This window comes from Pseudomonas cavernicola (assembly GCF_003596405.1).
Lineage (GTDB): Bacteria > Pseudomonadota > Gammaproteobacteria > Pseudomonadales > Pseudomonadaceae > Aquipseudomonas > Aquipseudomonas cavernicola.
This window is the reverse complement of record NZ_QYUR01000002.1, coordinates 638,949-652,671: the sequence shown is the minus strand read 5'-3', so window position 1 is coordinate 652,671 and position 13,723 is coordinate 638,949. Positions and strand designations below refer to the sequence as shown.

10 protein-coding genes are annotated in these 13,723 nt (G+C 62.1%); 9 read left to right on the top strand and 1 reads right to left on the bottom strand.

The window, feature by feature from the left end; genetic code table 11:
- The first annotated feature begins 636 nt into the window (after positions 1-636).
- Entirely contained in the window at positions 637-1,926 is a 1,290-nt protein-coding gene (locus D3879_RS03390) for an MFS transporter (protein ID WP_119954871.1), read from the top strand.
- Positions 1,927-2,017: 91 nt separating this feature from the next.
- On the opposite strand, the gene D3879_RS03385 is transcribed toward D3879_RS03390, so the two are convergent.
- Positions 2,018-3,037 (bottom strand): GlxA family transcriptional regulator, encoded by a 1,020-nt coding sequence (locus D3879_RS03385; protein WP_119952683.1) that lies wholly within the window; start codon positions 3,035-3,037, stop codon positions 2,018-2,020.
- A 472-nt stretch (positions 3,038-3,509) separates the two neighbouring features.
- On the opposite strand from D3879_RS03385, the gene glyA reads away from it, so the two are divergent.
- The 8 genes from glyA to D3879_RS03340 all read left to right on the top strand — a co-directional run bounded on the left by glyA (position 3,510) and on the right by D3879_RS03340 (position 13,645).
- Positions 3,510-4,763: a serine hydroxymethyltransferase gene (gene glyA / locus D3879_RS03380; protein ID WP_119952682.1), complete on the top strand. Its 1,254-nt coding sequence runs from the start codon at positions 3,510-3,512 to the stop codon at positions 4,761-4,763.
- Positions 4,764-4,892: 129 nt separating this feature from the next.
- Positions 4,893-6,143: a sarcosine oxidase subunit beta family protein gene (locus D3879_RS03375; protein ID WP_119952681.1), complete on the top strand. Its 1,251-nt coding sequence runs from the start codon at positions 4,893-4,895 to the stop codon at positions 6,141-6,143.
- A 211-nt stretch (positions 6,144-6,354) separates the two neighbouring features.
- Entirely contained in the window at positions 6,355-6,684 is a 330-nt protein-coding gene (locus D3879_RS03370) for a sarcosine oxidase subunit delta (RefSeq protein WP_119952680.1), read from the top strand.
- Entirely contained in the window at positions 6,681-9,713 is a 3,033-nt protein-coding gene (locus D3879_RS03365; protein ID WP_119952679.1) for a sarcosine oxidase subunit alpha, read from the top strand. The genes D3879_RS03370 and D3879_RS03365 overlap by 4 nt, the downstream gene beginning before the upstream one ends.
- Before the next feature lie 81 nt (positions 9,714-9,794).
- Positions 9,795-10,424: a sarcosine oxidase subunit gamma gene (locus tag D3879_RS03360; RefSeq protein ID WP_119952678.1), complete on the top strand. Its 630-nt coding sequence runs from the start codon at positions 9,795-9,797 to the stop codon at positions 10,422-10,424.
- Positions 10,425-10,582: 158 nt separating this feature from the next.
- The gene (gene purU, locus D3879_RS03350) at positions 10,583-11,440 is read left to right on the top strand and encodes a formyltetrahydrofolate deformylase (protein ID WP_119952676.1); all 858 of its coding nucleotides are present in this window, start codon (positions 10,583-10,585) and stop codon (positions 11,438-11,440) included.
- 95 nt (positions 11,441-11,535) lie between these two features.
- Complete coding sequence (gene fdhA, locus D3879_RS03345) at positions 11,536-12,735, top strand: formaldehyde dehydrogenase, glutathione-independent (RefSeq protein ID WP_119952675.1); 1,200 nt, start codon at positions 11,536-11,538, stop codon at positions 12,733-12,735.
- A gap of 328 nt (positions 12,736-13,063) precedes the next feature.
- Complete coding sequence (locus tag D3879_RS03340) at positions 13,064-13,645, top strand: DUF2780 domain-containing protein (protein WP_119952674.1); 582 nt, start codon at positions 13,064-13,066, stop codon at positions 13,643-13,645.
- Positions 13,646-13,723 lie beyond the last annotated feature (78 nt).

The following is a 13,723-nucleotide window of genomic DNA, read 5'->3' as shown; positions in this document are numbered from 1 at the left end:
GTGCGCTGTGCTGGGTCTTAAGGGAGTTCTACGTAAGTTGTCATTCCGCGTAGGCGGGGACGACGAACAAGTACTGGCTCAGGTACTCCTTGACCAGTGTTAGTGGTAAGACAGTTGGGTTGATTGTTTTTGAGTTGGAGAGCCTGAAACCAGGGGCGGACTGGAGTGTCAACTGCATAGGGCTTGATCGGCTGGCTGTAAAGGTCCGATCCCTGGCAATGGCTGCTTCAACTCCTTTTGGCGTTGCTTTGAAGCCCCTGCAGTCGCGATGTGCTGTGTTTGATTCTAATAACAAAATCTGAAGGCTTTGCCGAATGTTGTTTAACAATTGGCGAAAGCACGGGATTCATTATCCAACTGCCGAAGCTGTAATAAGTACAGCGGCATGGGCGATGGGTGAATTCCTGAAGTTTGCATTGCGTGGGCTTGCAGTTTAAAGCCTCTGCAAGTTGTGGCTCTCTGTTTTTATCGCTCCTTAAAACAAATATTCTTATGCGGACGGTAAGTAGATATGAAAGCTAGTAAAGTTTGTTCTTGCGTGGCCCAGTCCGAGCAGCTTGCGCTGCTGTCGGGAGGTGGGCAATGAGCACTGTGAGCGGAGCGCAAGCGTACGGCGATACGCCGCGAGGTCGCGCGATGTCGGTAGAACGCAAAGCCTTGCGGCGGGCATCGGTCGCCAGTTTCATCGGCAACTTCGTCGAGTGGTTCGACTACGCCGCCTATGGCTATCTGGCTACCGTGATCGCGGTGGTGTTCTTCCCGCAAACCGACAAAACCTCCGGCCTGCTGGCGGCTTTTGCGGTGTTCGCCATTTCCTTCATCGTGCGCCCAATCGGCGGGATCATCTGGGGCCACATTGGTGATCGCCACGGGCGCCGCAATGCGCTGGCGTGGTCGATCCTGATCATGTCCGCCGCCACCTTCGGCATCGCCTTCCTGCCCACCTATGCCCAGGTCGGGATGTGGGCACCCTTGCTGCTGTTGCTGATCAGGCTGGTTCAGGGCTTCTCCGCCTCTGGCGAATATGCCGGGGCGTCGGCCTTCCTGGCCGAATATGCACCGGACAACAAGCGCGGCTTCTACACCTGCCTGGTGCCGGCGAGTACGGCGGCGGGGCTGTTGTTCGGCTCGCTGTTCGTGGCGGTGCTGTACAACCTGCTGGACAGCCAGCAACTGCATGAGTGGGGCTGGCGCCTGCCGTTCCTGCTGGCGGCACCGCTGGGCCTGATCGGCCGCTACATCCGTCTGCGCCTGCAGGACACGCCGAAGTTCCTGGAAATGGAAAAGGCCCTGGAAAACAAGGAGGCTGAGCACAAGGCGCCGATTCGCCAACTGTTCGGCGTGTATCGCCTCAAAGTGCTGGTGGCGATTGGTGTGACCTGCCTGAACGCGGTGGCTTTCTATCTGGTCCTCAGCTACATGCCGACCTACCTCTCGGCGGAAATGGGCATGTCGGAAACCGACTCCTTTATGGCCTCGACGGTTTCGCTGGCGACCTATATCGGTTTCATCTTCCTGATGGGCAAGTTGTCCGACCGTTTCGGCCGCAAGACCATGCTGGTCGCTGCCTCGGTGCTGTTCCTCGGGCTGACGGTGCCGTTGTTCTCGCTGCTCAACGGGCAGAGCTTCATGGTGATCCTGCTGATTCAAATCGCCTTCGGTCTGATGCTGGCCATGAACGATGGCACCCTGCCGTGCTTCCTCACCGAGATCTTCCCGACTCGGGTGCGCTACAGCGGTTTCGCCTTCAGCTTCAATACCGCAAATGCGTTGTTTGGCGGTACGGCGCCGTTCATTGCCACCTGGCTGATCAGCGTCAGCGGCGACAAGATGGCACCGGCCTGGTTTCTGGTCGTGGCCGCGGCGGTGGCGCTACTGGCGACCTTGGCGGTTCGTGAAACCGCGCACCATGCCTTGCCTGACTGAGTCGGACTGACTCGGACGCAACAAAAAAACGCCGTACTCCTTAGGGGGGCGGCGTTTTTTGTTGTTTGCGCAATGAGCTAAAAACTGCCCGTCAGGCATGCAAAACGCTGTGCTTGCGCTCACCTCTGGGCGACATGCCGAAGAAGCGGCTGTAGCACTTGGAGAAATGCGCCGGTGAGGCGAAGCCGCAGGACAGGGCGATATCGCGCACCTGCGACTCGCTGCGCAGGAGCAGTTCGCGCGCGCGGTTCAGGCGCAGTTCCAGGTAGTACTGGCTGGGCGTGCGTTGCAGGTATTTGTGGAACAGCCGTTCGAGCTGGCGCACCGAGACCTCGTTGAGTCGGGCGATTTCGTCGAGTTCCAGCGGCTCTTCCAGGTTAGCCTCCATCAGCCCGACGATCTGGCTCAGCTTCGGTTGGGCATGCCCGAGTTTTTGCCGCAGCGGCACGCGCTGCTGTTCGCGAGCGCCGCGCATCCGGTCGCAGAGCAGTAACTCGGCGGCGCGGATGGCAATCTCCACGCCGTTCGGCTCACGGGCGATCAGCTGCAGGGTCATGTCCATCGAGGCCGTACCACCCGAGCAGGTGTAGCGGTCGCGATCCAGCTCGAACAGCTGGTTGGAGATGATGATCCCTGGAAACTTCTCTTTCAGTTGTTCGATGTCTTCCCAGTGGATGGTGCAGCGGTAGCCCTTGAGCAGATCGGCGCAGGCCAGCAAGTGGCTACCGGTGCAGATCCCGCCCAGCGGAACGTGCTCATGGGCCAGTTTGCGCAACCAGTTGAGCATCGTGCGGTCGTTTTTAGGATTGATTGGGTTGGAGCCGACCACGAACAACGCATCGAGCTTGGGCGCGTCGGCAATCGTAAAGTCCGGCACCACGCGCATGCCGTTGCTGGCACTCACCGGCTGCTCATCGGCGGCGATCAGCAGGGTCTTGTAGAGCGTCTGTTTGGCCGCCAGGTTGGCCATGCGCAAGGTTTCGATCGCCGAGGCGAAGCCGATGGTGGTGAAGTTGGGGATCAGCAGAAAGCCGAAGGTCTTGACCCGAGCGGCGGGCGCTTCGCTCGAGCGGACATTGACCAGTCCTGCTGGTTGGGTGGCAGTTGCCATCTGGTGTTCCTCCACTACTACAACTGTCGCATTTGGGATGCGGGGCCTCTGCCGAAGGCCTAAGACAGCTGTGTTGTTTTTATTGTTTTCGAGGGCGTGGAAAGTCATCCCGCCAGGGCCGAGCTTACACCCATTCAGCCCTGGGTTGAGCGCCGTCAGGCGCTGGTTTTGGCGGCCACGGAAACATTTGCGGGCTACGCTCAGGCGGGTTGTCGCAAATAGCTAGCCGCTGGGGCGGTAATTTCGCTCAGCGGCGGCTGTGCTTGGTCAGTTTGAGCATTTTGACGTCGTAAACAGGCAAACGCGGTGCCTGGGTATTTCGCAGAATCGGTAGCAACGCAGAACCACAGGCCGACCACCGCTGGCCGCGTCACCGTCGCCGGGCCGCATCAGGCTTGGCGGGTGCCGAATCAACCTGGGTAGGGCGGCCCCAACAATAAACGTGACACGCGATTGTCGCAGGAGATCCGAGATGTTCAGCAAGCACGACCAGATCAAAGGCTACGACGACGAACTGCTGGCGGCGATGAATGCCGAGGAAGCGCGGCAGGAGCACCACATCGAGCTGATCGCCTCGGAGAACTACACCAGTCAGCGGGTGATGGAAGCGCAAGGCAGCGGGCTGACCAACAAGTACGCCGAAGGCTATCCGGGCAAGCGCTACTACGGCGGCTGCGAGCACGTCGATGTGGTCGAGCAACTGGCCATCGACCGCGCCAAACAGCTGTTCGGCGCCGATTATGCCAACGTCCAGCCGCACTCCGGCAGCCAGGCCAACGCCGCGGTCTATCTGGCCCTGCTGCAAGCCGGCGACACCGTGCTGGGCATGAGCCTGGCCCACGGCGGTCACCTGACCCACGGTGCCAAAGTCAGTTTCTCCGGCAAGCTGTATAACGCCGTGCAGTACGGCATCGACACCGCTACCGGGCTGATCGACTACGACGAAGTCGAGCGCCTGGCCGTCGAGCACCAGCCGAAGATGATCATCGCCGGTTTCTCCGCCTACTCGAAGACCTTGGATTTCCCGCGTTTCCGTGCCATTGCCGACAAAGTGGGTGCCTACCTGTTCGTCGACATGGCTCACGTCGCCGGGCTGGTGGCTGCCGGTCTGTACCCGAACCCGATTCCCTTCGCCGATGTGGTCACCACCACCACCCACAAGACCCTGCGCGGCCCGCGCGGCGGCCTGATCCTGGCCAAGGCCAACCCGGAGTTGGAGAAGAAGCTCAACGCCGCAGTATTCCCCGGCGGCCAGGGTGGCCCGCTGATGCACGTGATCGCCGCCAAGGCCGTGTGCTTCAAGGAAGCGCTGGAACCGGGCTTCAAGAGCTATCAGGCACAAGTGATCCAGAACGCCCAGGCGATGGCTAAGGTCTTTATCGAGCGTGGCTACGACGTGGTCTCCGGCGGTACCGACAACCACCTGTTCCTGGTCAGCCTGATCCGTCAGGGCCTGACCGGCAAAGACGCCGACGCCGCCTTGGGCCGTGCCGGGATCACCGTGAACAAGAACGCCGTACCGAACGACCCGCAGTCGCCGTTCGTTACCTCCGGCCTGCGGATCGGTACGCCGGCGATTACCAGTCGTGGTTTCAAGGAGGCCCAGAGCATCGAACTGGCCGGCTGGATCTGCGACATCCTCGATCACCTCGGCGATGCCGATGTCGAGGCGCAAGTCGCCAGGCAGGCCGCTGCGTTGTGCAGCGATTTCCCGGTTTACCGCTGAGCTGACTGATCCCCTCTCCCGTCTGCGGGAGAGGGTGCCCAAAGGGCGGGAGAGGGCGATGTCGCCAAACCCTCTCCCCCAGCCCCTCTCCCACACGTGGGAGAGGGGAGTAAAACCAGGAGCATCCACATGCAACGTTATTCCGGCTTCGGCCTGCTCAAACACTCGCTCAGCCATAACGAAAACTGGCAGCGTATGTGGCGTAACCCCACGCCGAAACCGGTATATGACGTGGTCATCGTCGGCGGTGGCGGCCATGGCTTGGCCACCGCTTACTACCTGGCCAAGGTCCACGGCATCAAGAATGTCGCGGTGGTCGAGAAGGGTTGGCTGGGCGGCGGTAACACTGCGCGCAACACCACCATCGTTCGTTCCAACTACCTGTGGGACGAGTCGGCGGCGATCTACGAGCACGCCATGAAGCTGTGGGAAGGGTTGTCGCAAGACATCAACTACAACGTCATGTACTCGCCGCGCGGTGTGTTCAACCTCGGCCACACACTGCAGGACATGCGTGACATCGAGCGGCGGGTCAGCGCCAACCGTCTCAATGGCATCGACGGCGAAGTGCTCAATGCCAAAGAGGTAGAGGCGATGATCCCCTACCTGGATTGCTCGAAGAACACTCGTTACCCGGTGATGGGCGCCTCCCTGCAGCGTCGCGGCGGCGTCGCCCGTCACGATGCCGTGGCCTGGGGTTTTGCCCGCGCCGCCGACGCCCTCGGTGTCGACCTGATTCAACAGACTGAAGTAACCGGCTTCCGCAAGGAAAACGGTGCGGTGATCGGCGTCGAAACCAACCGTGGTTTTATCGGCGGCAAGCGCGTTGGCGTGGTCACTGCCGGTAACTCCGGGCACATGGCCAAGCTCGCCGGCTTCCGCCTGCCGATCGAGTCGCACCCGTTGCAGGCGCTGGTGTCCGAGCCGATCAAGCCGATTATCGACAGCGTGATCATGTCCAACGCCGTGCATGGCTATATCAGCCAGTCGGACAAGGGCGACCTGGTGATCGGCGCCGGTATCGACGGCTACGTCGGTTACGGCCAGCGCGGTTCCTACCCGACCATCGAACACACCCTGCAAGCCATCGTCGAGATGTTCCCGGTGCTCAGCCGCGTGCGGATGAACCGCCAATGGGGCGGCATCGTCGATACCACGCCGGATGCCTGCCCGATAATCAGTAAAACTCCGGTGCCGAACCTGTTCTTCAACTGCGGTTGGGGCACCGGTGGCTTCAAGGCCACGCCGGGTTCCGGTCATGTGTTTGCCGCGAGCCTCGCCACCGGCGAGATGGACGCGCTGGCCAAACCCTTCGCCATGGACCGTTTCTATAACGGTGCCTTGATCGACGAGCACGGCGCCGCCGGCGTCGCCCACTAAAAGGTCGCCTGAAAGGCGACGGCTGATGACCCTCTCCCATTTATGGGAGAGGGTGCCCGAAGGGCGGGAGAGGGTGGGTTCGGCCTGCACGGGAGCCCCTCTCCCCAGCCCTCTCCCTGAAGGGAGAGGGGGTAGACCGAGAGTGATGTTGCCCCTTGCCCCTTACGCCATACAAAGGCGAGGGGAGTAAAGAATTCTGGAGGTACTGCAAATGCTGCAAATATTCTGCCCTCACTGTGGCGAACTGCGCTCCGAAGAGGAATTCCACTCGGCCGGCCAGGCGCACATTCCGCGCCCGCTCGATCCGAATGGCTGCACCGATGAGGAATGGGGCGATTACCTGTTCTTCCGCGACAACCCGCGCGGCGTGCACCACGAGCTGTGGATTCACGCGGCCGGCTGCCGGCAGTACTTCAACGCCACCCGTGACACGATCAGCTACGAAATTTTCGAAACCTACAAAATTGGCGAGAAGCCGAGCGTGACCGCCAAGCCCAAGAGCGCTCCGCTGACCAGCCGCGCAGCAGGAGGAAAGGCATGAGCCAGATCAATCGCCTGAGCAAAGGTGGGCGGATCAACCGCAGCCAGCCTTTGACCTTCAAGTTCAATGGCGAGACCTATCAGGGTTATGCCGGTGACACCCTGGCCGCCGCGCTGCTGGCCAACGGCGTCGATATCATCGGTCGCAGCTTCAAATACTCGCGGCCACGCGGCATCGTCGCCGCCGGCGCCGAAGAGCCGAACGCGGTGCTGCAGATCGGTTCGCGCGAAGAAACCCAGATCCCCAACGTGCGTGCCACGCAACAGGCGCTGTACAGCGGCCTGGTGGCGAGCAGCACCAACGGCTGGCCGAGCGTCAACAACGACCTGATGGGCATTCTCGGTAAGGTCGGCGGCGAGATGATGTCACCCGGTTTCTACTACAAGACCTTCATGTATCCGCAGTCGATGTGGATGACCTACGAGAAGTACATCCGCAAGGCCGCAGGCTTGGGCCGCGCGCCGAAAGAAAACGACCCGGATCGCTATGACTACATGAACCAGCACTGCGATGTGCTGGTGGTCGGTGGCGGTGCTGCGGGCCTGGCTGCCGCATTGGCCGCCGGTCGTGCCGGTGCGCGGGTGATTTTGGCGGACGAACAGGAAGAGTTCGGCGGCCACCTGCTGGACAGCCGCGAAAGCCTCGACGGCAAACCGGCCTCCGACTGGGTGGGCAAAGCTATCGCCGAGCTCAAGGCCATGCCCGAGGTGCTGCTGTTGCCGCGCGCCACGGTGCACGGCTACCACGACCACAACTTCCTGACTATTCATGAGCGTCGTTTCGATCACATCGGCGAAACCGCGCCGCTGGGCGCTTTTAGTTTCCAAGAGGCGCGTCAACGCATGCACCGCGTGCGTGCCAAGTGTGTGGTGCTGGCTACCGGCGCCCACGAGCGTCCGCTGGTCTATGGCAACAACGATGTACCGGGCAATATGCTGGCCGGCGCGGTCTCCACCTATGTGCGCCGTTATGGCGTGGCGCCGGGCAAACAGCTGGTGCTGTCGACCACCAACGATTACGCCTATCGCGTTGCGTTGGACTGGCTTGAGGCTGGCCTGAAAGTGGTCGCCATCGCCGATGCCCGGCCAAACCCGCGTGGTGCCTGGGTCGAGGAAGCGCGCGCGAAAGGCCTGCGGGTTCTCACCGGCAGCGCGGTCATCGAAACCCGTGGCAGCAAGCGCGTCAGCGCAGCGCGGGTGGCGGCGATCGATCCGCTGGCGCATAAAGTCACCAGCCCTGGCGAGTGGCTGGAGTGCGACCTGGTCGCCACCTCCGGCGGCTACAGCCCGGTCGTGCATTTGGCTTCGCACCTGGGTGGCAAACCGAGCTGGCGTGAAGACATCCTTGCATTTGTGCCCGGTGAAGGTTTCCAGCAGCGGGTTTGCGCCGGTGCGGTGAACGGTGTGTTCGCCCTCGGGGATGTGCTTGCCGATGGTTTCGAAGCCGGCGTCAAAGCTGCCGGTGATGCTGGGTTCGCTCCGGTCAGCGGCGAGCTGCCAAAAGTCTTCGGGCGCCATGAAGAGGCCAGCGTGGCGTTGTTCCAGGTGCCGCACGAAAAACCGACTGCTCGGGGACCGAAGCAATTCGTCGACCTGCAGAACGACGTCACCGCCGCCGGTATCGAACTGGCGACCCGCGAGGGCTTCGAGTCGGTCGAGCACGTCAAGCGCTACACCGCGCTGGGCTTCGGTACCGATCAGGGCAAGCTGGGCAATATCAACGGGCTGGCCATCGCCGCGCGTTCGCTGGGCATCAGCATCCCGCAGATGGGCACCACCATGTTCCGCCCGAACTACACCCCGGTAACCTTCGGTGCGGTAGCCGGACGTAACTGCGGCGCGCTGTTCGATCCGGTGCGTTACACCGCATTGCACAACTGGCACCTGAAGAACGGCGCCGAGTTTGAAGATGTAGGCCAGTGGAAGCGTCCTTGGTACTTCCCGAAAAACGGTGAAGATCTGCACGCAGCGGTCGGCCGCGAATGCAAGGCGGTGCGCGACAGCGTCGGTATTCTCGATGCTTCGACCCTCGGCAAGATCGACATTCAGGGCCCGGATGCTCGCGAGTTTCTCAACCGCGTGTACACCAACGCCTGGACCAAGCTCGATGTCGGCAAGGCCCGCTATGGCCTGATGTGCAAGGAAGACGGCATGGTCTTCGACGACGGCGTAACCGCCTGTCTCGCCGACAATCACTTCCTGATGACCACCACCACCGGCGGCGCTGCGCGCGTCATGCAGTGGCTGGAAATCTACCACCAGACCGAGTGGCCGGACCTCAAGGTGTATTTCACCTCGGTAACCGACCACTGGGCGACCATGACCCTGTCCGGGCCGAACAGCCGCAAGCTGCTGGCCGAAGTGACGGACATCGATCTGGACAAAGATGGCTTCCCCTTCATGACCTGGAAAGAAGGTCAGGTCGGCGGCGTGCCGGCGCGGGTGTTCCGCATCTCCTTCACCGGTGAGCTGTCTTACGAAGTCAACGTGCAGGCCGACTACGCCATGGGCGTGCTGGAAAAAATCGTCGAGGCCGGCAAGAAGTACAACCTGACCCCGTACGGCACCGAGACCATGCACGTGCTGCGGGCCGAGAAGGGCTTCATCATCATCGGCCAAGACACCGACGGTTCGGTGACCCCGGACGACCTGAACATGGGCTGGTGTGTTGGCCGCACTAAACCATTCTCCTGGATCGGCTGGCGCGGGATGAACCGTGAAGACTGCGTGAAGGAAAACCGCAAGCAACTGGTCGGGCTCAAGCCGGTCGACCCCAACATCGTGCTGCCGGAAGGCGCGCAGTTGGTGTTCGACGCCAAACAGCAGATCCCGATGGCGATGGTCGGTCACGTCACCTCCAGCTACTACAGCAGCAGCCTCGGCTACAGCTTCGCGCTGGCGCTGGTCAAAGGCGGGCTGAAGCGCCTTGGCGAGAAGGTTTTCGCGCCTCTGGTGGACGGCCGCATGATCGAGGCCGAAATCGTCAGCTCGGTGTTCTTCGATCCGAAAGGGGATCAGCAGAATGTCTAGAGCATCTCTTTATTGGGTCCCCGCCTACGCGGGGATGACGGTTCATTTCGATAGCCTGGTGCACAAGCAAGCGAGGCCCCTATGACTTCAGTAAACGTCTACAAACAGCGTCCGGATGCGGCCCACGCCGAGTCGCCGCTGTTCCACACCGGTCTCCATGAGCTGGCTGGCAAGGGCAAAGCTAATGCCGGTATCCACCTGCGCGAGAAGAAGTTGCTCGGTCACCTGACCATTCGTGGCGATGCTCATGACGCGGCGTTTGCCGGCGGCGTGCACAAGGCCACCGGACTGGAGCTGCCCGGCGCGTTGACCTTGGTCAGCCAGGGCGACACCTCGTTGCAGTGGATGGGCCCGGATGAGTGGCTGCTGATCGTCCCGAGTGGCGAAGAGCTGGCCGCCGAGCAGCGCCTGCGTGAAGCACTGGCTGAGCAACATCATCAGGTGGTCAACGTCAGCGGCGGGCAGACGATTCTTGAGCTGAGCGGGCCGAAAGTCCGCGAGCTGTTGATGAAGTCCACCAGCTATGACGTACACCCGAGAAACTTCCCGGTCGGTAAAGCGGTCGGCACGGTGTTCGCCAAGTCGCAACTGGTGATTCGCCGCACCGGCGAGGAGACCTGGGAACTGCTGGTTCGCCGCAGCTTCTCCGACTACTACTGGCTGTGGCTGCAGGATGCCAGCCAGGAGTATGGGCTGGCGATCAAGGAGTAGGGAGCACGTGTACGTCCGATCGTTCCCACGCTCTGCGTGGGAATGCCTCCCCGGACGCTCCGCGTCCAGCTCTACGGCGGTGACGCAGAGCGTCACAGGCTGCGTTCCCACGCTGGAGCGTGGGAACGATTAACGAAATACCCCATCGGAGTACGCACATGAGCCGCACACCCGATACCTGGATTCTCACCGCCGACTGCCCGAGTCTGTTGGGCACGGTGGATGCGGTGACGCGCTACCTGTTCGAACAGGGCTGCTATGTCACCGAGCACCATAGCTTCGATGATCGGCTGTCGAGTCGCTTCTTCATTCGCATCGAATTCCGCCAGCCGGATACCTTCGCGGAGCAGGAATTCCGCGAGGGCTTGGCCGAGCGTGTCGCGGCGTTCGACATGAACTTCGAGCTGACCCCGCCGAACTACCGCAGCAAGGTGGTGATCATGGTCTCCAAGGCCGATCACTGCCTGAATGACCTGCTCTACCGCCAGCGCATCGGCCAATTGCCGATGGAGGTGGTGGCGGTGGTCTCCAATCACCCGGATCTTGAACCGCTGGCGCGCTGGCATGGGATTCCCTATCACCACTTCGCCCTCGACCCGCACGACAAGGCCGGGCAGGAGCGCAAGGTCTGGCAGGTGATCGAAGAAACCGGTGCCGAACTGGTGATTCTCGCCCGCTATATGCAGGTGTTGTCGCCGGAACTGTGCCGCAAGCTGGATGGCTGGGCGATCAATATCCACCATTCGCTGCTACCCGGTTTCAAGGGTGCCAAGCCGTATCACCAGGCCTATCAGAAAGGCGTCAAGCTGGTCGGCGCGACGGCGCATTACATCAATAACGACCTGGATGAAGGCCCGATCATCGCCCAGGGCGTCGAGCCGGTAGACCACACCGATTATCCCGAAGACCTGATCGCCAAGGGCCGCGACATCGAGTGCCTGACCCTAGCCAAGGCTATCGGCTTCCATATCGAGCGGCGGGTGTTCCTCAACGCCAATCGCACCGTGATTTTGTAAGCATCCGCAAGACATATACCGCTGCAATGTAAGGCCGCGCGACCCTTGGAAATCCAAGGGCCGTGTTCTCACAACAACAAAAGCGAGGTGAAAGCATGTCTGGTAATCGTGGTGTCGTGTATCTCGGCGCAGGCAAGGTCGAGGTGCAGACCATCCCCTATCCGAAAATGGAAGACCCGCGCGGCAAGCGCATCGACCATGGCGTGATCCTGCGCGTGGTCTCGACCAATATCTGCGGCTCCGATCAGCACATGGTGCGCGGTCGGACCACGGCCCAGGTCGGGCTGGTGCTCGGTCACGAGATCACCGGTGAGGTGATCGAGAAGGGCCGTGACGTGGAAAACCTGCAGATCGGTGACCTGGTCTCTGTGCCGTTCAACGTCGCCTGCGGCCGTTGCCGTAGCTGCAAGGAACAGAACACCGGCGTCTGCCTGTCGGTCAACCCGGCGCGCCCCGGCGGTGCCTATGGCTACGTCGACATGGGCGACTGGGTCGGCGGCCAGGCCGAATACGTACTGGTGCCGTACGCCGACTTCAACCTGCTGAAGCTGCCGGACCGCGACAGTGCGATGGAGAAGATCCGCGACCTGACATGCCTCTCCGACATCCTGCCGACCGGCTACCACGGCGCGGTGACCGCCGGTGTGGGCCCCGGCAGCACGGTGTATATTGCCGGTGCCGGCCCGGTCGGCATGGCCGCGGCGGCCTCGGCGCGCCTGCTCGGCGCCGCGGTGGTGATAGTCGGCGACGTCAACCCACTGCGTCTGGCGCATGCCAAGGCTCAGGGCTTCGAGATCGCCGACCTGACCCAGGACACCCCGCTGCACGAGCAGATCGCCAACCTGCTGGGTGAGCCGGAAGTCGATTGCGCGGTCGATGCGGTCGGCTTCGAGGCCCGCGGCCACGGGCATGACGGCGCGCAGCATGAGGCCCCGGCCGACGTGCTCAACGCGCTGATGGGCGTGGTGCGGGTGGCCGGCAGTATCGGTATCCCCGGCCTGTATGTCACCGAAGACCCGGGTGCGGTCAATAAAGCCGCCAAGCATGGCAGCCTGAACATCCGCTTCGGCCTCGGCTGGGCCAAGTCACACAGCTTCCATACCGGCCAGACCCCGACGATGAAGTACAACCGCCAGCTGATGCAGGCGATCATGTGGGACCGGATCAACATTGCCGAGGTCGTCGGCGTGCAGGTGATCAGCCTGGACGACGCGCCGCGCGGTTACCACGAGTTCGATGCCGGGGTGCCGAAGAAATTCGTCATGGATCCGCACAAGCTGTTCAGCGCCGCCTAACCTGTAGGTTGGCGCTGAGCGCAGCGATGCCCAACAAGGAGTCGCTCAGCGACTCCCTTTGCACGACAGCCCGGCCTTGCAGGCCGGTTGTTGGGCATCGCCTTCGGCTCAGCACCAACCTACGCACCAATCCACGTACCAACCTACCTCTGCGTTCTTCTGATTATCCAACGCGATCGCCTCCCGCCTGTCGCCTTCCATGGCCGGGCAACGGATAATCTTGCGCAAGACGGGAACATCGTCTGCTCCGGCCCAGTCAAACCGGTGGCTCATTTACCTGCCGGCGGCATCTCCTTGGCAGGACTTTCCCCGAAGAGGTTTTTTACCGATGAACGCTCCACGTAGCCTTGCCCTGGTCGCAGCTCTTTCCCTGGCGGCCTGCCCGGCCTTTGCTTTCAGCTTGAGCGACGCCGCCAATGTGGTGTCGGCCGCTACAGGCGGCAACGGCAATGGCAGTGACACGGCAAGCTTGCTGGGCAATCCGCAGAACCTTGAGTTGCTGCAGACGCTGAGCAGCCTCAAGTTGACGCCGCAACAGGCGGTGGGCGGTACGGGGGCCTTGCTCGGGCTGGCGAAGAATCAACTGCCTGGCGCCGAGTACAGCCAACTGACCCAGACCGTTCCAGGTCTGGAAAAACTCGAGGGTAACAATGGCCTGAGCCAGATGAGCGCCCTCAGCGGCTTGCTCGGCCAGTCGGCGGGAACCCCGGTGAGTGGCGAAGCCAATGCCGCGCTGGCGAATGTGAATAGCCTGCAGGATCTGAATCAGGCGTTCAGCGCCCTGGGCATGGACGGAGGGATGATCGGCCAGTTCGCCCCGCTGCTGCTGCAGTACCTCGGCCAGCAGGGCGTTGCTGGCTCGCTGCTGGGCAACCTGGGCAGCCTCTGGGGTGTCGGCAACGGCGCCTGATCGCTGCTGCGGGCGCTACTGAGCCGCGGCACCCGCCTCAGGCCGATGCTTCGCCGTAGCGCGCATCTTTGGGCGGCG